The following is an 18,154-nucleotide window of genomic DNA, read 5'->3' on the forward strand; positions in this document are numbered from 1 at the left end:
ATGAGTGATTACATGTCTGAGTTAGATCAAGTGACTTTGCAGCAGCATCAACAGTGGATGCGGCGTGCAATTGCATTGGCACAGCAGGGGCAATACAGCACTCGTCCCAATCCCAATGTGGGCTGTGTGATTGTCAAAGATGGTCAATTGGTTGGTGAAGGCTTTCATCCCAAAGCGGGTCAGCCGCATGCAGAAGTCTTTGCAATGCGTGATGCAGGTGAGGCCGCTCGTGGCGCAACTGCTTATGTGACTTTGGAGCCTTGCGCACACTATGGACGTACGCCACCTTGTGCCAAAGGCTTGGTAGAAGCAGGCGTTGCTCAAGTCGTTGTGGCATGTCCCGATCCGAATCCATTGGTTGCGGGTAAAGGTGTACAAATCCTACGTGATGCTGGCATTGAAGTCATTACAGGTATTTGTGAAGCAGAAGCGCATCAATTGAACTCGGGCTTTTTAAAAGCCATGGCGACAGGCATGCCTTATGTCCGCCTCAAAGTTGCATCGAGCCTAGATGGGCGTACTGCCATGGCCTCGGGTGAGTCTAAGTGGATAACCGGTTCGATGGCGCGACAAGATGTACAGCATTGGCGTGCGATATCAGGTGCCGTAATCACTGGGATTGAAACTGTATTAGCTGATGATTGCTTACTCAACGTACGTCAGCTCGATGACGCTGTTGACATGCGTAACGTGGTTCCGCCGAAACGTATCGTGCTAGATCGTCAAGGCCGCTTGCCATTAAGCGCAAAAATATTGCAGCAACCTGAAACCGTGATGGTCATGGGGCCATATCGTCAGGAACTTGCTGACTTGGGCGTGGTACAATTTGAAATTCAGCCTTTGGCCGATCTGTTAGCAGCATGCGTTCAACAGTTCCAAATTTATGATGTCCTTGTGGAAGCCGGTGCGACACTTTCGACCGCTTTCTTACAAGAACATTTGATCGATGAAATGATCAGTTATGTTGCACCGACCTTGTTGGGTCAGTCAGCACGTGCGATGTTTAATGCGGACTTTGACCGCATGGCAGAGCAGCTTCGATTTAAGCTGAAAGATGTCACTCAATTGGGTGATGACATTCGCTTAAGGTTAATCCCTTCTCAAGAGACGCTATGAATTCAGAGTCTACGGTTTATCACAAACGTCGTCATGCGGCTCGTACCACAGACGAATATCTTTTCCATCAGTTGGTTCCTTATTTGGGAAACAAACGCCGTCTATTACATCTGATTTTAGAAGCACTTGAGCAAACGGGAACCTTAAAACGCGAAGATGGTCGTGCGCCGATATTTGCTGACTTTTTTGCAGGTTCGGGTGTGGTGTCACGGTTGGCACGTCAAAACGGCTATCGTGTTATTGCCAATGACTGGGAACCCTACAGCCATGCCTTGAACAGCGCGATTCTCTCTTGCGTTGAAGCACCTGCGTTTAAAGAGTTGGGTGGCTATCAGAAAGCGATTGATTATCTGAACCGTTTGCCAGAAGTTAAAGGTTGGGTGACCCATAACTTGTGTCCACGTAATGATGAAATCTACGATCCTGCACGTGACCGTTTATTCTTTAAACGTCGTAACGGCATGCGCATCGATGCGATTCGTCAGCAAATTGCAACTTGGCAAGCTCAAGGCGCAATTGATGATGTGGAAATGAGTGCTTTATTAGCGCCGTTATTGTATTCAGCAAGTTTTGTCAGCAATACCAGCGGTGTATTCAAAAGTTTCCATCATGGTTGGGGCGGTAAAACCCAAGCAGCCTTGGATCGTATCGGCTCATTGTTATGGCTGACTCCAAGTCGTTTTTGTGAAATTGGTGATCCGAAAAAACCCGCCGCTGAAATGTGGTGTGTCGACGCACAGCATTTGGCCAATCAAATGAGTGGCTTTGAAGTGGATGTGGCTTATCTCGATCCACCATATAACCAGCACGCTTACAGCAGTAACTACCATGTGTTGAATGCCTTAACGTTATGGGATCAGGTGGATTTACCAACACCAGACACCAAAGGCTTTAAGAGCGGAATCGATCGTGCATGGCGTAAAGAACGTCCAAGTCCATATAATTCTTCGAAGCATGCGAAAGAAGCTTATGAAAAATTATTAGAAACCATCAATGCACGTTACATCCTGACGAGCTATTCAACCGATGGTAATATCAGCGCCACAGATTTGTTACAAGCCAATTTAAAACGTGGCCGAGTAAGCTTATTGACGCAAGATGTACCACGTTACCGCGTGAGTAAGCAGCGTCAGTCTGAACGTGCACGCGTACTAGAGTTTATTGTCATCACGGATACGCATGCCAAATCAGGTCCACCGATCCGTCAGTTGTTGAGTCAATTGCACCATTTTGCAGAATTGGGTGGTGTCGATACCTCTGGTGTGAGTACGCAACTTGATTTGTGGTAAAAATCATCGCCCCATATTTTTCAGGGATTGAACATGTTTACAGGCATTATTGAAAGTCTAGGTAAAGTTGAAAGCATTCAAAACGTGGGTGGCGATGTCCGCTTACGTATCCAGACAGATTTAGACATGTCGGATGTGCATTTGGGGGATTCTATTGCCACCAATGGCATTTGCTTAACCGTGATTGACTTTGGCAGTAATTGGTATGCAGCCGATGTTTCACGTGAAAGTTTAAATCGGACCACCTTGGAGCACTGGAAAGCAGGGCAGGCGGTGAATGTGGAAAAAGCCATGTTGCCGACTACGCGTTTTGGTGGACATATTGTCAGTGGTCATGTCGATGCCGTGGGTGAAATCACTCAAGTTCGTTCAGATGCGCGTTCTATTTATTTTGAAGTGACCGCACCGAAAGAAATTGCACGCTATTTAGCGGAAAAAGGCTCTGTGACCGTGGATGGTATTAGCCTGACAATTAACCATTTACGTGGCAATGTGCTGAGCTTAAATTTAATTCCGCACACGGCTGAACGAACCAATATCGGTACGTGGAAGGCTGGGGCTAAAGTGAACTTAGAAGTGGATGTTTTAGCACGTTATATTGAGCGTTTATTGCTTGGTGATAAAGCCGCTGAGACCACAGCGCAATCTAAAATTAGCTTAGATTTTCTCGCTGAAAATGGCTTCTTGAAATAAGTTGATACCGAAGAAAACCAAACAGTCTGATTGAAAAATTAGACTGTTTTTTTATTTTTGGTGATAATGCGTCGCGGAATGACATATATGATGAATAATCAGACAGGTGATAATGATTGATTTCTTACTGAATCTGGAACAGTGGTTACCCATGTTATTGGAAAATTATGGTGTGTGGATTTATGCCATTTTATTTTTGGTGATATTTTCAGAAACGGGTTCAGTATTTATGTTCTTCCTGCCAGGAGACAGCCTGTTGCTTGCCATCGGCGCATTATGCTCAACAACGGAAGTGGTGCATTTACACACCATGGGGCTGATGTTATTTGTCGCATCGGTCTTGGGCTACTGCGTCAATTACTATACGGGCAGCGTGTTAGGTATTAAGTACTTTAATAAGCACACACGTTACTTTAAGCCCGAATATATGGTCAAAACCAATAAATATTTTATGAAGCATGGCGGTAAAACGATTTTAGTCGCACGCTTTGTACCTTTTGTACGTTCTTTTGCGCCTTTTGCCGCTGGGTCTGCGCGCATGAGCCTCGGTACATTTATGTTCTATAACGTGCTGGGTGGTTTCATCTGGATTGGATTATTACTTGGTATTGGTTATTTCCTAGGACATACCGTTTCTGCAGTTGCAGATTTGGTCTAAGCCAAACTTAGACATAAAAAAAGCCCACTGTTGTGGGCTTTTTTTATGGAGTAGATGGCCACTTAGTGTTTTGTAACGGTCACTACATCAAGGGTTTGAAAAATCGAGCTGTGGGGCAGTTGCTGAATGCTAAAACCACCTTTTTCTGATTCCCGGCTGAGATACACCGAAATACTGTGAAAGTCTGAATGACTCAGCCAAAGATCTTTGGCACGAATGTCCCATTGTTCTCCAGCAGATAGAGAGGATATTTTCTGGGTAATCTGGTGAATGATGTCCATATTGAATTCCCATCTGGATGCATGATTATATTTTTAGGATGTCTGAAGCATTGTGTTTTGAGGGACAATGCTTCAGTCATATGAACATCATGTTGCAAATACATGTCAGTTTAATGACAGTGACCAGATTTCGATGCACGGCTTAAGATGCTTGGGACGATGTAGATTCTGTCGAAAAATTGGAGTTTTCTAAGATATAGTCAATTTCTTCTTGTGCTGCAGCTTTCAATTTTGCACGGAAATCACTGACGGCTATTTCGATTTGCGTTTCTGCCTCAAGTTCCAAACGCACGCGTACACTTTCAAGTTCTGACAACATTTGTCCTTCGCTAACCGATAAGCTTTGGCTTAATCCTGCTAAACCCGTTTCAGGGTTTTTATGATAGCGAGCGGCATAGTGTTGTACTTCACGATCAAGATTATGCTGCATCATGGTGAGCGCTTGCGTTTGTGCAGCAAAGCGTAACTCTTCGTCACGTTTCAGTTGTTCTGCATAGGCTTGTTCAGCTTCACGTTTTTCTTCTAAGGCTTTTTCTAAAGCCAATTGTTTACGAATGCGAGCATCTTCAATCAGCTGTGCTTTCAAATCTGCATAGGCAGACTCAATTTTGTCAAAAGACACTTGCTGCTGCTGTTGGTCATTGACCAGCCATTGTTGAATGTCTGTACTGGGATTGAGTACATCGCAAACGCGACCAAGGTCATCAATAAAGGTCTGACGAATAGCTTCAGGTACTTTTAACCAGCGCTGTTTAAAGTCTGGACCGACATTCAATGCCATGGTGCACCTCCTTGCAAATAGGGTAAAACCAATATCACGTTAAAGTTTGTGGGTCTGCGGTTGAACGCCCAAACGTCGATATTGTTTATATTTTTCACGCCCGATAATTTTAGCGGGTTCGTTATTTTCAATAATTTCGATAATGTGACTAAAACTTGCGAACTGTTCAAGTGCTTGATCGTTAAAATTAAACACAATCCAGTCGGCTTGCTCAGGCAATTGGGCAGAAATACAGACCGTTGCCTCGGCTTGATCGATACCATGGGGAATGAAACCTGTGTGATCGAAACTCCACAGGCGTTCATCAAGTTGTTGCTGTAAGTCTGGGTCAGCACAATGTAGCCAAATACGTACAGGCTGACGCAGGATCTTACGGCATAAACGACAAGTGCTTTCGACTTGTCGTTCAGGACTTTTTTCAAATAAATAAAAGCTAACTTTAGCCATTCGCTTGAGCACGATTCGCTAAGAATTGCATTAATAATGGCACAGGACGACCTGTTGCGCCTTTATTTGCACCAGAGTTCCATGCAGTCCCAGCAATGTCTAAATGCGCCCAACGGTATTCACGCGTAAAGCGTTGAAGGAAACATGCAGCGGTCACAGAGCCTGCTTTTGGACCACCAATGTTGGCAATATCTGCAAATGGAGAATCAAGTTGTTCTTGATAATCGTCAATTACTGGCATGCGCCATACGCGGTCAAAGCTGTGTTGACCCGCAGCAGTCAATTCAGCCGCAAGTTCATCATCCGGAGTGAACATACCGGTGAGGACTGAACCCAGTGCTACGACACATGCACCAGTGAGGGTTGCAATATCAATCACCAGTGCAGGGTTAAATCGTTTTACATAGGTCAAGGTATCGCACAGCACCAAACGACCTTCGGCATCGGTATTTAAAATTTCAACGGTTTGACCGCTCATGGTTGTCACGATGTCACCCGGGCGAGTGGCATGACCAGACGGCATGTTTTCTGCAGCAGCAATTGCGCCGACAACATGAATCGGTAATTTCGCTTCACACAGCGCACGGATTGTACCCAAAACTGATGCAGAACCGCACATGTCGAATTTCATTTCGTCCATGCCAGCACCCGGTTTAAGTGAGATACCACCAGTATCAAAAGTCACGCCTTTACCAACAAGCACCACAGGTGCTTCTTCACGGTTTGAAAGGTATTCGATGGTAATAATACGGCCTGGACGGTCAGAACCTTTGCTCACAGCAAGGAAAGCACCCATACCGAGATCAGCCATTTGCTGTTCATCGAGTACAGTCACTTTGAGTTGATCTGGGAATTCAGCTGCAAGTGCTTGAGCTTGTTCGGCTAAATATTCAGGAAAACAGATATTGCCCGGACGGTTACCTAAGTCACGAGTAAAACTTTGACCTGATTGCACTGCAGAAATTAATTCAAGCTGTGCAGTGGTTAATGGGCTTTCAGTAGCGATTAAATGGATCTGCTCCAAAACAAATTCATTTTTTTTAGACTTGTATTCATCAAATGCATAAGCCGCTTGGGTCAGGCTAAGTGCAAATAAATAATGTTGTTCTTGTGGTAGAGCAGAGATATCGACACTGATCTGTTTGAATTTTTTTTGTGACGCTTTAATAATGGTTTGTGCAATTTTTGCAAATTTATTGACCTGTAATTCAGCAACTTTGCCGAGGCCTAAAAGAGCGCTATTGCGACAAGCGGCAATGTTCGCCACCAAAGGCAGGCTTTCATTGAGTGCTGCTTTAAATTGAGTTGCTTCAATTAAATTATCTAAATCATTGATTTGATATGAAGTAGCTGCATTTGTAACGTGCTCAGAATCTACTAATATCAACAAATATTGGCTGGACGCATTCGCTTGGAATGACGTATTAATAGAAAGTTTCATGTGCGGTATTTATGCCTTTTTAAATTTATAAACCATTAAACCATTGAAACATTTATATGAATAGAGTTTCAATGAGCAACAAGGGTATAGGTTTTATATTTTCTACATTCGGGTAAACTAACGCTAGTTTTTATTGGCCCTATTTTTGGAAGAATTAATTTGATTATTCGGCGTTATCTGGTCAAGCAAGTGGTGTCGACATCACTGGTTGTGATTGCCTTATTGACCTTGATCATGATGGGTGGTCGTTTGATCAAGTACTTTGGTGTGGCGGCTCAGGGCCGTTTAGATGCAAGTATTTTATTTAGCATCATTGGCTACCGTTTGCCTGAATTTTTAACCTTAATTCTTCCGCTCGGTTTCTTTATTGGTCTGATGTTGGTCTTTGGTCGTCTGTATGTCGATCATGAGATGGCTGTGCTCAATGGTAGCGGTGTCAGTCGTAATCAATTGTCACGTTTATTGGTGCCGATGACCGTGGTCTTTATGGCTGTTCAAGCATTTTTGATGCTGTGGGCGTCGCCTTGGGGCATCCGTCAGTTTGAAGCATTAACGACTTCGCAAGCGGTACGAACAGGCTTTGACTTGGTTCGACCGAAAGAGTTTATTTCCTCTGGGCCCTATACTATTTATGCAGGCGACTTGTCAGAAGACCGTAAAAACTTAAAAGATATTTTCTTCTATCAACGTGCAGAAAAAGAGGGTAAACCCGATGTCATTATTTTGGCGAAAGAAGCCACGCGTGTTGAAGTGCCCGATGACAATGCCAATGTGGTTGACCTAGTTGAAGGTCGTCGTTACGAAATTTATCCGGGGCAACCGCGTTATTCTCAAGCAGAATTCCAAAGTTATCGTTTACGTTTAGAAAATGATAAAGAAGCAAAATTTGAAAGTACTGAAGTAGAAGCTTTACTAACCTCGAAGTTATGGGATAACCGTCATGATCCTGTGGTTGCCAGTGAACTTGGTTGGCGAATCTTTGTGCCGTTCGCTATTTTGGTGGCGTTATTGCTTGCCACCGCTTTGTCTGAGGTCAGTCCTCGTCAAGGGCGTTACTTAAAACTGTTCCCAGCCTTACTTATTTTTGCCAGTTTAATCGTGGCTTTAATGGCGATCAAAACGCGGATCAGTAAAGATGAAATGGGCATCTGGGCTTATCCACTGGTCTTAGTGATTTACGGCATTGCAGCGGCATTGTTCTCGCGTAAACAAAAATTAGCGCCCAAAATTAAGAAACAAATTCAGCGAGTGAGGTCTTAAAATGTTGGCACGTCGTATAGTTGCAAAACATGTGACCAAAACTACTGCTTTAGCCATGCTTGGTGCGACCGCGGTATTGGCTGGCTTACAAGTGCTTTTTACCTATTTAGGTGAATTGGGCTCGCTGAAAGAAGGTTATAACGCATGGAATGCTTTGCAGTATGTGTTATGGAGTTCACCGAATTATTTATATGAAATTTTACCGATTTCAGCCTTGATTGGCGCGGTATTGGGTTTAGGGACTCTAGCTTCAAACAGTGAATTGATTGTCATGCGTTCGGTCGGCATCAGCCTTTGGCGGATTGTGGGCTGGGTGATTCGTTCGGCACTCATTTTGGTGGTTTTATCCTTTGCATTAAGCGAATGGGTCATTCCCTATACCAATGAACAAGCCAAAAGCGTCAAAAGTCACCGCACTGCGGCTGAGTTGGGTGAAGTCAAAGGCTATTGGTCGCGTGAAGGTCAGCGCTTTATTTATATTGACTATGCCAATTCGCAAGGTCAAATTAAAGATGTTCAGGTTATTGATTTTGATGAAAAATATCGTTTGCGAGGCACTTTGGATGCGGAGCAAGGGAATTTTGTCAAAAATGGCTCTTGGTCGCTACAAAATTCAACCCAAGTGGATCTATTAGCGACGGGTGATGCTGTAGCGAAGCAAAATGCTGAACAGCCGCTTTCATTGGCGTTGCAACCTAAATATGTGCATATGGTTACCATTGACCCTGAAGACCTATCACCGAGTCAATTGGTGAGCTTTATGAGCTATATGCATGAATATAGCCAAGTCCCGAAAACTTACCAATTGGCGTTTTGGCAAAAGTTTGGTTCGCCCTTTGCTTTAATTGCCTTAGTGGTGATTGCGTGTTCATTTATTTTTGGACCTTTACGTCAACAGTCGATGGGTTTCCGCTTGGTGATTGCCTTATTTGCTGGACTGGGCTTTTACTACTTACAAGATTTCTTGGGTTATGCAAGTTTGGTGTACGCACCATCGCCTGCATGGTTCGTCTTTATACCGATTATTTTGATGTTTGTAGCGGGTGGCTACTTGCTGCACCGCGCACGTTAAGTGCATGCAAGATTGAGTAAAACAATGTTGATGACCTAGATAAACCATGGTTGTCACATAGAGTCTTCACCGAAAATTCGGTAAGATAGTATGATTAATTTATAAACGAAAGAGTGTTCATTATGACGGATGCAACTGCTGGCAAAATCCCACACGTATTAGTAATTATGGATGGTGTGGGTCATCGCGAAGCGGTCGAGGACAATGCCTTTTTAGCAGCAAAACGACCAAACTTGACTGCAATGCAGGAAAAGCATCCGCATGGATTGATTTCAGGCTCTGGCGAAGACGTTGGTTTACCTGATGGTCAAATGGGTAACTCTGAAGTGGGCCACATGAACCTTGGTGCAGGACGTGTGCTGTATCAAGACTTTACTCGTATTACCAAAGATATTCGTACCGGTGCCTTCTTTGAACATGACATATTAGTCGATGCGGTCGAAAAAGCCAAAGCTGCAAATCGTGCTGTACATATCATGGGCTTGTTGTCTGAAGGTGGTGTGCATTCACATGAAGATCACATTGTGGCGATGGCTGAATTGGCATTAAAACGCGGTGCAAAAGTGTATCTTCATGCATTCCTTGATGGTCGTGATACGCCACCAAAAAGCGCACAACCTTCGCTTGAAAAATTAGATGCGCTGTTTGCTCAGTATCCGGGTCAAGGTCGTATTGCCACCATGATTGGTCGCTACTTTGCAATGGATCGTGACAACCGTTGGGATCGTGTTGAGCAAGCTTATCGTCTTTTAACTGAAGGTGAAGCTGTGCGTACAGCAGCGACTGCTGTTGAAGGTCTAGAGCAGGCTTACGCTGCTGAAGAATCAGATGAATTTGTAAAAGCGACGCGTATTGGTGATTTAGCACCGATTCAAGATGGTGATAGCGTTGTCTTTATGAACTTCCGTGCTGACCGTGCGCGTGAAATTACCAAAGCTTTTGTGGAAAAAGATTTTGCAAGTTTTGAACGTAAAGTGGTTCCCGCTTTATCAAAATTTGTCATGTTGACACGTTACCAAGCAACAATTGATGCACCTGTGGCTTATATGCCAGAAGCATTGCATAACTCGATTGGTGAATACCTGTCTAATTTGGGTAAAACACAACTTCGTATTGCTGAAACTGAAAAATATGCACACGTGACCTTCTTCTTCAGTGGTGGTCGTGAAGATGAATATCCGGGTGAAAAACGTATTTTGATTCCATCACCAAACGTCGCGACTTATGATTTAAAACCAGAAATGAGTGCTTATGAAGTCACTGATGAATTGGTTGCCGCAATTAATTCAGGTGAGTACGACTTACTGGTTGTGAACTATGCCAATGGTGATATGGTTGGTCATACTGGTGTATTTGATGCAGCAGTCAAAGCGGTTGAAGCCGTAGACACGTGCCTAGGTCGTGTGTATGAAGCTGTGATGGCAAATAAAGGTCACATGCTAGTGACAGCCGATCATGGTAACGTAGAGCAAATGCAGGATTATCAAAGTGGTCAGGTGCATACTCAACATACCACTGAACTTGTGCCGTTTATCTATGTTGGTCCGACCAATGCAACAATTGCAGAAGGTGGTGTTTTGGCTGACGTAGCGCCGACACTTTTAACGCTTATGCACATTCCTGTACCAACAGAAATGCAAGGTCGTAACTTGATTACTCTTGAAGCTTAAAATGTAAGGAAGCATGAATGACTAAAGCACACTGGATGTCAGTTGTAAGCCTTACAGCCTTGCTGCTGTGTTCTAGTCATTCGACATGGGGAGCCGACAAAGCAAAGTCGGCTTTCGATGAATTTGATGGCAGCTATGAACAAAGTTATGCCGAAGTACCTGTCGAATCAATCCAACAATTTGTTCAGATCTATGGCATTGTCAAAGAAAATTATGTCGTTGAAAAAAATGACGATGCATTATTCCAACAAGCCATCAAAGGCATGGTCAGTGGTTTAGACCGCTATTCACGATATCTTTCACCTGAAGACTATAAGCAGCTTTTGCAATACACTGAAGGGGATATTGCGAGTGTCGATTTCAATTTGCGCTTTGATGTAGGTTTACAGCAATGGGTCATCACCAATTTAAAGCCTGATGCCGATTCAGCAAAGCTAGGTCTGAAAAATGGCGCGGCGGTGTTTAAAATTGATGATCAAGAACTCAAAAAACTTAATCAAGATCAAGTGCGACACCTGCTCACAGGCAGTATCGGATCGACGCTGAATCTACAGTTGATAACTGCAAGTCAACCGATCAATTTGGTCAGAAACACTAAAGTTGAAACAGATATAGAATCTAAATTATTAAATAATCAGGTTTTAGTATTACACGTTAAAGTTTTTCAACAAGATACTGCCAATGAAATAAAGCGTTTAATTGAAAGCCATGGTTCACGTGTCAAAGCCGTATTGTTTGATTTAAGAAATAACCCCGGTGGGTTATTGTCCGCAGCTGTCGAGTCTGCCGATTTATTTTTGAATCAGGGCATTATTGTGTCGACACGAAGTCGATCTGAGGGTGACCAACAATTTCAGGCTTTACCAAGTTTTGAATTTCAAAATATGAAAGTCGGCATCTTAATCAACAATCGTTCTGCTTCTGCCGCAGAGGTCTTTACCGCAGCATTAAAAGAGCATAAACGTGCATGGGTAGCGGGTGAGAAAAGTTATGGTAAAGGTGTGGTTCAAAAACTATTTCCATTGAGTAATGGTGCGGCTTTACAAATGACTGTGTCGCAATATCTGACACCGAATGGCAAAATGATTGAAGGAATTGGGGTGCAGCCAGACTATAACTATCCGCTGCAACATGATGCACGTGAAGATCACTATGTCGATCATGTTGCAGAGTTATTGCTGAATCAAAAATAAACAGCAATACGCTGGAAAGCTTTTACTCTTCGTCTTCGGTATCTAAGCCGAATTTTTTCAAACGATAGCGCAATGAGCGGAATGACATGCCTAATTTTTTTGCGGCAAGGGTTCGGTTCCAATGGGTAAGGTTTAACGCATTCATGAGCACTTCTTTTTCGATATTTTCTAAAAAGAGCTCTAAACCTTCTTCAGGTAGTTTGCGAGGGACCACACTCTGTTCGTTGCTGTTTGCACTCAGCTGAGCAGATTCATTCGTAGCTGTAGCGGAATTGAACTGAGCACTTGGTTGTCTTAATGGCGCACTTTGCAGATGTTGAAGATCAATTTGCTCATCATCGCAGAGGGTCATAGCACGTTCGATAATATTGCGGAGTTCACGAACATTACCCGGATAATATTGGTTGAGTAGGAAATTTTTCGCTCGTTCAGTCAGAGGCTTAGTGGCAATTTCCCATTCATGGCTAATTTTTTGAATAAAATGTTGCGCCAATAAGAGGATATCGTCGCCACGTTCACGTAAGGCAGGCAACACTAAATCCATCACATGGATACGGAAAAATAAATCTTGGCGGAAGCGACCTTGTTGGACGAGCGCTTCTAAGTCCTGATGACTGGCACTGATCACACGGAAATCGACATCAATTTCACAGTCTGAACCCACAGGACGTATACGTTTTTCCTGTACTGCGCGTAGCAATTTAACTTGCATGGCTAAAGGTAATTCGGCAATTTCGTCCAAAAATAAGCTACCGCCATGTGCAGATTGAATCAGACCTTGTTTGTCTTGGGTGGCACCACTAAAGCTGCCTTTTTTATGGCCAAAAAGTTCACTTTCCATTAACTCTGTGGGAATTGCCCCGCAGTTAATGGCAATAAAGGGTCCTTCATTACGGTTGCTTAAACGGTGAACCAAATTGGCCACGACCTCTTTACCCGTACCAGATTCACCAGTAATAAAAACAGGTGCTTGTGAACGTGCAATTTTCTTTAAGGTTCGACGCAATTGCTGGATTGGGAGCGATTCACCAATTAACATTTTATGCTCTAAAGCATCTTGCGAAGTAATGTCTTCGGCCAAAGGCTTATTCAGGGCTTTTTGTAGCAGTTGTTCAAGATGTTTGGGATTGATCGGTTTGCTGACAAAGTCGAAAGCTCCCGCCTTTAATGCGGCAATGGCAATGTCCATGTTGCCATAGGCTGTTAGCACAGCAACAGGCAGGGCAGGACAGTGTTCATTCATCCAATCTAAGAGCTGTAGACCATTACCATCGGGTAAGTTGAGATCGGTTAGGCAGGCATCGTAGCTATAGGTAGACAAGGCTTTTTTAGCTTCGTCGAGGCGATGTGCAACATGCGTTTTAACCCCCATCCTTGATAAAGACATTTGCATCAGCATACATAAGTCTTCTTCGTCATCAACTAATAATACCAGTGGTTGTGAATCCACAGTTTTCCCCTAAAAACAATTAAATAACAGCTTGTAAGCACTCAATCCTAAAGCAAGCTCCCTGTTTTTGTTCTACATAGGAAAGCTGTGCTTGATTCGCTTCACAGAAGCTATGAGCAAGATATAATCCTAAACCAGTTCCAGTAATTTCGGTACTAAAAAATGGTTGAAATAACTGTGCGCGGTTTTGTAAAGTAACCCCATGACCAAAATCTCGGACATCGATCTGGACTTTTTTCTGATCCGTACGCGCCACCACTTCGATATACGACATGTCCGGATTGTTATGGCGAATCGCATTACGAATTAGGTTGATTAAAATTTGTCTGAACTGTGCCTCATCAAAATCGATCAAAGTTTTGGCTTGTACATTGAGTCGAATGTTCTGTTGAATGTCTGCTAGATCTTCTTGTAGGAACAGCGGTAAAAATTGTTCTAGATTCAGACGAGTCGGATGGGTTTCCTTATTGCGCACCATATTTAGGGTGTCTTGAATAATTCGGTCAATCCGCACCGCTTGACGTGAAATCATATGATTCAACATGTGCTGTTGTTCGGTATCACTTTGCGGATATAAATCATTGGCATGCACAATTGCGGCTAAAGGATTGCGAATTTCGTGGGCAATACTGGCGGAGAGTTGACCTAAAGCGGCTAATTTTAATTGTTGCACTTGCTGATTGAGTTTTTGTGCATCTTGTAAAATCAGCAAGGTCAACATTTGATGCGGCACAACGAGTTTTTGTACGAGTACCTGAATGTGGTATTGGCTTTGTTGCGATTCAAATTGAAATTTTTCCCCGCTTTTTAAATCTTCAAATTTGAGTAATTCAAATAAGTCGGGCTGCGTGGTATACAGTGGATATTGATCATGATGATAAGAATTTGGCATGCCGAGTAAATGGCAAGCAGCAGGATTACTCAGCACCACATGACAGTTTTCATCCAAAACCAAATAGCCCGTATCAATCTGTTCTAAAATATAGCGGTTAATGTTTTGTAGCCGATGGAGCTCTAAGGATTGCGAAAAATTCAGATTTTCTAGTAATTGGAAACGTTTCACGGCAATTTGCGCACTGCCATACACCACACAAAATAAAAAAGCCAAAATCGCACTGTTGGTTAAATTTTTGAGTGAGGTAAATTCAAGAATTGAACCTAAAAACAGTTGATACACCACGCAAATCACAGCGATGAGGGTGATGACCAAAGCTTTTTGGGCATCTAATAACAGGGATGCTGCAAAAATCGTAATCACAAACAGCAAACTCAAATGTAAATTGGGTCCATCGATGGCTAAGGTCAGTAAGCTCAGCGAAATGACATCTACAATGAATAACAGTAGTAACTGGTTTGGGATCCGGACTTTGAAACGTCCAAGTGAAATGAATTGAATGCTGGTAAACAGCAAATAAATCGTCAATACATATAGGTATAAACGTGGGTATTCATAATCTGAACTGAATTGAGTGTAGGTCAGTAAAAAGACCAGTAACAGACAGGCACTGATGATAAAGCGATAAGCACTGTACCAAAGGCCTAAATGATACTGGTTCAATTCACTATGAATTGAACGCTGTGTCATAAGTAACAGGATGTACGTTGTGTTAAGGTTTGATTAACCCGTAGCGAATCGCCAAGTGAGTTAGTTTGACATCACTATCAATATTCAGTTTTTCAAAAATGCGGTAACGGTAGGTATTCACCGTTTTAACGCTAACAAATAATTTATCGGAAATTTCTTGTGCACTAATACAATTGACCACCATCATGGCAACTTGCATTTCACGCTCAGACAGGGCGTCAAAAGGTGATTGTTGTGTATCAGACAAATATGAGCTGGCCAGTTGTTCCGCAATGTCTGCACTGAAATATTTGCCACCTTGCATCACTTTATTAATCGCACGGACCATTTCAGTAACTGGTGCACCTTTGGTGATATAGCCTTTGGCACCTGCTTTTAACAATAAAGACGGGTAGGGTTCTTCAGCAAGTCCACTGACTGCGAGGACTTTTGTATCTGGCGCTGTTTGAAGTAGGCGACGTGTGGTTTCTACACCTCCGATCCCCGGCATATTGACATCTAATAGAACGACATTTGGATGGTGTTGGCGAACAAGTGTAATCGCATCTTCACCCGATTCGGCTTGTCCAATGACTTGGACATCTGCATGGTCTTCGAGCATACGGCAAATACCAGTACGGACTAATTCATGGTCATCTACCACCAAAACTGTGATCACCTACACTCTCCCTCAAATCAAAATCTGTTTTTTTTGTTACATAAAGCAAAATAAGCTTGCAATGAAACGACAAAATTAGCAATCCTATTCTTATATGAAATGAAAAACTTCATACACAATGTGTGAGCAAAAAATGTTCGTAGTTGTGACCAATGTACGGCATATTGCTGGTCTTGCGCAAATGTTTAGTATCCTGAGTTGAGTGAGCAATGGTGAAAAAATTAAATAAATCCTTCATGCACGTTTTGGGCATGTCAATTTTATTCAGTATGAGCAGTTTCAGTTCTGCTGAAATTGTGATGAATAGTGCTGCAAATCAGCAGTCAAATATTAGCTGGTCATCTGAAGATGCAAACCAGTTACTCAACGGTGACGTGTCATATAGCGCTGAAGAGCCATCTCCTCAGGGATCGACGAAAGTGACCACCTCTGTACGTAGCACAGGCGGTGTGGTACAGGCGGCACCATCGAAAACGGTCCGTATTATTGATACCAATCAATACGCAGGACAGCCCTCTGTAAATGCGCGTGCAGCACTGGTTATGGATGGTCAAACTGGTGAAGTGCTGTATAGCAAAAATAGCAATACCGCTTTACCGATTGCATCAATTACCAAACTGATGACAGCAGTGGTGATATCAGATGCCCGATTAAACATGTCTGAAAAGATTACCTTACAACAGTCTGATTTCTCATGTTCAGGCTGTAAAAGCTCAAGTTCAACGCTGCGTGCTGGCGACAGTATGAACCGCGCAGAAGCTTTGCTATTTGCTTTGATGAAATCTGAAAACCCAGCAGCTTCGGCATTAGCACGTACTTATCCAGGTGGTCGTTCTGCATTTATTTCAGCGATGAATGCGAAAGCACGCTCATTAGGGATGAACTCGACTCATTATATGGAATCGACTGGCTTGCACCCAGGCAATGTCGCTTCGGCACGTGACTTGGGGATTTTGGTGAATACCGCTTCGCAGTATGGTTTGATTCGTCAATTTTCAACCACACCAAGTTATGACTTTAATTTGGGCTACCGCGTGTTGAAATCAAACAATACCAATGCTTTAGTGCGTAATGGTGGTTGGAATATTAATATTTCAAAAACTGGATTTATTAATGAAGCAGGGCGCTGTGTAGTGATGCATACCACATTGAATAACCGTCCAGCGGTAGTGGTGTTATTGGGTGCGGATTCTTCAGTTGCACGAACCAATGATGCGACACGTTTAATGAATTGGGCGAGCCAGTTACCAAAACGTATTTAACAAGATTTCAGATTTTTCATTCTTTCAGTATTTAGATTTACTCAACGTTTAAATGCTGAAGTGAATGCAAGATATAAAAAAAGCCCTGCAAGAGCAGGGCTTTTTTTTATTCAGTCAGCATATAAATTACATATTTGACAGAATTGAATCACGAACTTGATCCATAGTTGCATCAATCGACAACATTACGGCATCTTGGCATTGCTTGATGGCAGTGTCAGGATCTTTTAAACCGTTACCTGTTACAGTACATACGATCACAGAACCTTCAGCAATTTTACCTGCTTTGATGTCACGAATCGCGCCACCGATAGAAGCTGCAGAAGCAGGTTCTACGAATACACCTTCGTACATAGATAGTAGACGCTGTGCTTCTAAGATTTCAGCATCTTGCAGTTCGTCAAACCAACCTTCTGAGTCGCGGACTACGGCTTTAGCATGGTTCCAGCTTTGTGGATTACCAATACGGATCGCAGTTGCTACAGTTTCAGGGTTTTCTACAGGTGCGCCGCGTAGGAATGGTGCCGCGCCAGCAGCTTGGTAACCCACCATTGTTGGTAGACCCGCAGGTTTTGGACCTGTGAATTGATCAGTTTCAGGATCATAAACTACTTGTACAAATTCTTCTTTAGGCTGATTCGCCACAGCTTCGGTATAACCCATCCAGTGTGCTGTGATGTTACCCGCATTACCTACAGGTAAGCAGTGGTAATCTGGCGCACGACCTAACTCATCCACGATTTCGTAAGCAATGGTTTTTTGACCTTGCAGACGGTATGGGTTGATTGAGTTTACAATCGTAACTGGTGCTTGATCCGCAACTTCTTTTACAAGACGCATACCGTCATCGAAGTTACCGTGGATTTGCATCGTTACCGCGCCATACATCATCGCTTGTGCCATTTTACCCATGGCAATTTTGCCTTCTGGGATTAACACGAATGCTTTAATACCCGCACGTGCAGCATACGCCGCTGCGGCAGCAGATGTATTACCTGTAGAGGCACAAATAATCGCTTTTGAGCCTGCTTCCACTGCTTTTGTTACGGCCATGGTCATACCACGGTCTTTAAATGAACCAGTCGGGTTTAAGCCCTCGTACTTCACATAAATTTCAACATTTTTGCCAATAATGCGTGGAATGTTCTCAAGCTTAATCAGTGGCGTATTACCTTCGCCCAAAGAAATTGCGCGAGTAGTTGCAGATACGGGTAAACGGTCGCGATAGCGGTCAACTAAACCAGTATAACGATTGGCATTAGACATGATGATGTTCCAATTGTGTGTAGAGCTTGGCG

The 18,154-nt window shown here is 43.2% G+C and carries 17 protein-coding genes; 9 read left to right on the forward strand and 8 right to left on the reverse strand.

The features are described from left to right. Positions 1–12 precede the first annotated feature (12 nt). The 4 genes from ribD to FTU12_RS07755 all read left to right on the forward strand — a co-directional run bounded on the left by ribD (position 13) and on the right by FTU12_RS07755 (position 3,756). Positions 13–1,116, forward strand: a complete 1,104-nt coding sequence (ribD, locus tag FTU12_RS07740) for a bifunctional diaminohydroxyphosphoribosylaminopyrimidine deaminase/5-amino-6-(5-phosphoribosylamino)uracil reductase RibD (protein ID WP_180114113.1) — start codon at positions 13–15, stop codon at positions 1,114–1,116. Continuing rightward, on the forward strand, positions 1,113–2,405 hold the full coding sequence (locus FTU12_RS07745; protein WP_078189462.1) for a DNA adenine methylase: 1,293 nt from the start codon (positions 1,113–1,115) through the stop codon (positions 2,403–2,405). The genes ribD and FTU12_RS07745 overlap by 4 nt, the downstream gene beginning before the upstream one ends. A gap of 33 nt (positions 2,406–2,438) precedes the next feature. Further along, positions 2,439–3,098: a riboflavin synthase gene (locus FTU12_RS07750; RefSeq protein WP_078192598.1), complete on the forward strand. Its 660-nt coding sequence runs from the start codon at positions 2,439–2,441 to the stop codon at positions 3,096–3,098. Positions 3,099–3,210: 112 nt separating this feature from the next. Beyond that, positions 3,211–3,756 carry a VTT domain-containing protein gene (locus tag FTU12_RS07755; RefSeq protein ID WP_078189460.1) on the forward strand — a complete coding sequence of 182 codons (546 nt, stop codon included), beginning with the start codon at positions 3,211–3,213 and terminating at the stop codon, positions 3,754–3,756. A gap of 62 nt (positions 3,757–3,818) precedes the next feature. Here the strand turns inward: FTU12_RS07755 and FTU12_RS07760 are convergent, their stop codons facing one another. The 4 genes from FTU12_RS07760 to FTU12_RS07775 form a co-directional block, all read right to left on the reverse strand. After that, positions 3,819–4,037 (reverse strand): hypothetical protein, encoded by a 219-nt coding sequence (locus tag FTU12_RS07760; RefSeq protein WP_078189459.1) that lies wholly within the window; start codon positions 4,035–4,037, stop codon positions 3,819–3,821. Between the two features lie 142 nt (positions 4,038–4,179). Next, positions 4,180–4,818 (reverse strand): hypothetical protein, encoded by a 639-nt coding sequence (locus tag FTU12_RS07765; RefSeq protein WP_180049871.1) that lies wholly within the window; start codon positions 4,816–4,818, stop codon positions 4,180–4,182. Between the two features lie 39 nt (positions 4,819–4,857). Beyond that, positions 4,858–5,265, reverse strand: a complete 408-nt coding sequence (locus FTU12_RS07770; RefSeq protein WP_078189457.1) for a DNA polymerase III subunit chi — start codon at positions 5,263–5,265, stop codon at positions 4,858–4,860. Then, entirely contained in the window at positions 5,258–6,706 is a 1,449-nt protein-coding gene (locus FTU12_RS07775) for a leucyl aminopeptidase (protein ID WP_180114114.1), read from the reverse strand. Before FTU12_RS07775 ends, FTU12_RS07770 begins: the two co-directional genes overlap by 8 nt. Before the next feature lie 159 nt (positions 6,707–6,865). Between FTU12_RS07775 and lptF the strand changes: the two genes are divergently transcribed. The 4 genes from lptF (at position 6,866) to FTU12_RS07795 (ending at position 11,901) form a co-directional block, all read left to right on the forward strand. After that, entirely contained in the window at positions 6,866–7,966 is a 1,101-nt protein-coding gene (gene lptF, locus FTU12_RS07780; protein WP_180008067.1) for an LPS export ABC transporter permease LptF, read from the forward strand. 1 nt (position 7,967) lies between these two features. Further along, a complete protein-coding gene (lptG, locus tag FTU12_RS07785) occupies positions 7,968–9,038 on the forward strand; it encodes an LPS export ABC transporter permease LptG (protein WP_078192591.1) in 1,071 nt (356 codons plus the stop codon). 122 nt (positions 9,039–9,160) lie between these two features. Next, complete coding sequence (gene gpmI, locus FTU12_RS07790) at positions 9,161–10,708, forward strand: 2,3-bisphosphoglycerate-independent phosphoglycerate mutase (protein WP_180114115.1); 1,548 nt, start codon at positions 9,161–9,163, stop codon at positions 10,706–10,708. Between the two features lie 17 nt (positions 10,709–10,725). Next, positions 10,726–11,901: a S41 family peptidase gene (locus FTU12_RS07795; RefSeq protein ID WP_180114116.1), complete on the forward strand. Its 1,176-nt coding sequence runs from the start codon at positions 10,726–10,728 to the stop codon at positions 11,899–11,901. Positions 11,902–11,923: 22 nt separating this feature from the next. Here the strand turns inward: FTU12_RS07795 and FTU12_RS07800 are convergent, their stop codons facing one another. The 3 genes from FTU12_RS07800 to FTU12_RS07810 all read right to left on the reverse strand — a co-directional run bounded on the left by FTU12_RS07800 (position 11,924) and on the right by FTU12_RS07810 (position 15,594). Then, positions 11,924–13,300: a sigma-54 dependent transcriptional regulator gene (locus tag FTU12_RS07800; protein ID WP_218955935.1), complete on the reverse strand. Its 1,377-nt coding sequence runs from the start codon at positions 13,298–13,300 to the stop codon at positions 11,924–11,926. Positions 13,301–13,370: 70 nt separating this feature from the next. Further along, a complete protein-coding gene (locus tag FTU12_RS07805; protein ID WP_180114118.1) occupies positions 13,371–14,936 on the reverse strand; it encodes a PAS domain-containing sensor histidine kinase in 1,566 nt (521 codons plus the stop codon). A gap of 22 nt (positions 14,937–14,958) precedes the next feature. Beyond that, positions 14,959–15,594: a response regulator gene (locus FTU12_RS07810; RefSeq protein ID WP_078189449.1), complete on the reverse strand. Its 636-nt coding sequence runs from the start codon at positions 15,592–15,594 to the stop codon at positions 14,959–14,961. 212 nt (positions 15,595–15,806) lie between these two features. Between FTU12_RS07810 and FTU12_RS07815 the strand changes: the two genes are divergently transcribed. Next, positions 15,807–16,856 carry a serine hydrolase gene (locus tag FTU12_RS07815; RefSeq protein WP_180114203.1) on the forward strand — a complete coding sequence of 350 codons (1,050 nt, stop codon included), beginning with the start codon at positions 15,807–15,809 and terminating at the stop codon, positions 16,854–16,856. A 126-nt stretch (positions 16,857–16,982) separates the two neighbouring features. Here FTU12_RS07815 and thrC read toward each other — a convergent pair whose 3' ends face one another. Further along, positions 16,983–18,122: a threonine synthase gene (thrC, locus tag FTU12_RS07820; protein ID WP_078189447.1), complete on the reverse strand. Its 1,140-nt coding sequence runs from the start codon at positions 18,120–18,122 to the stop codon at positions 16,983–16,985. Between the last annotated feature and the right edge of the window lie 32 nt (positions 18,123–18,154).

Source organism: Acinetobacter sp. YH12063 (genome assembly GCF_013419715.1).
Lineage (GTDB): Bacteria > Pseudomonadota > Gammaproteobacteria > Pseudomonadales > Moraxellaceae > Acinetobacter > Acinetobacter amyesii.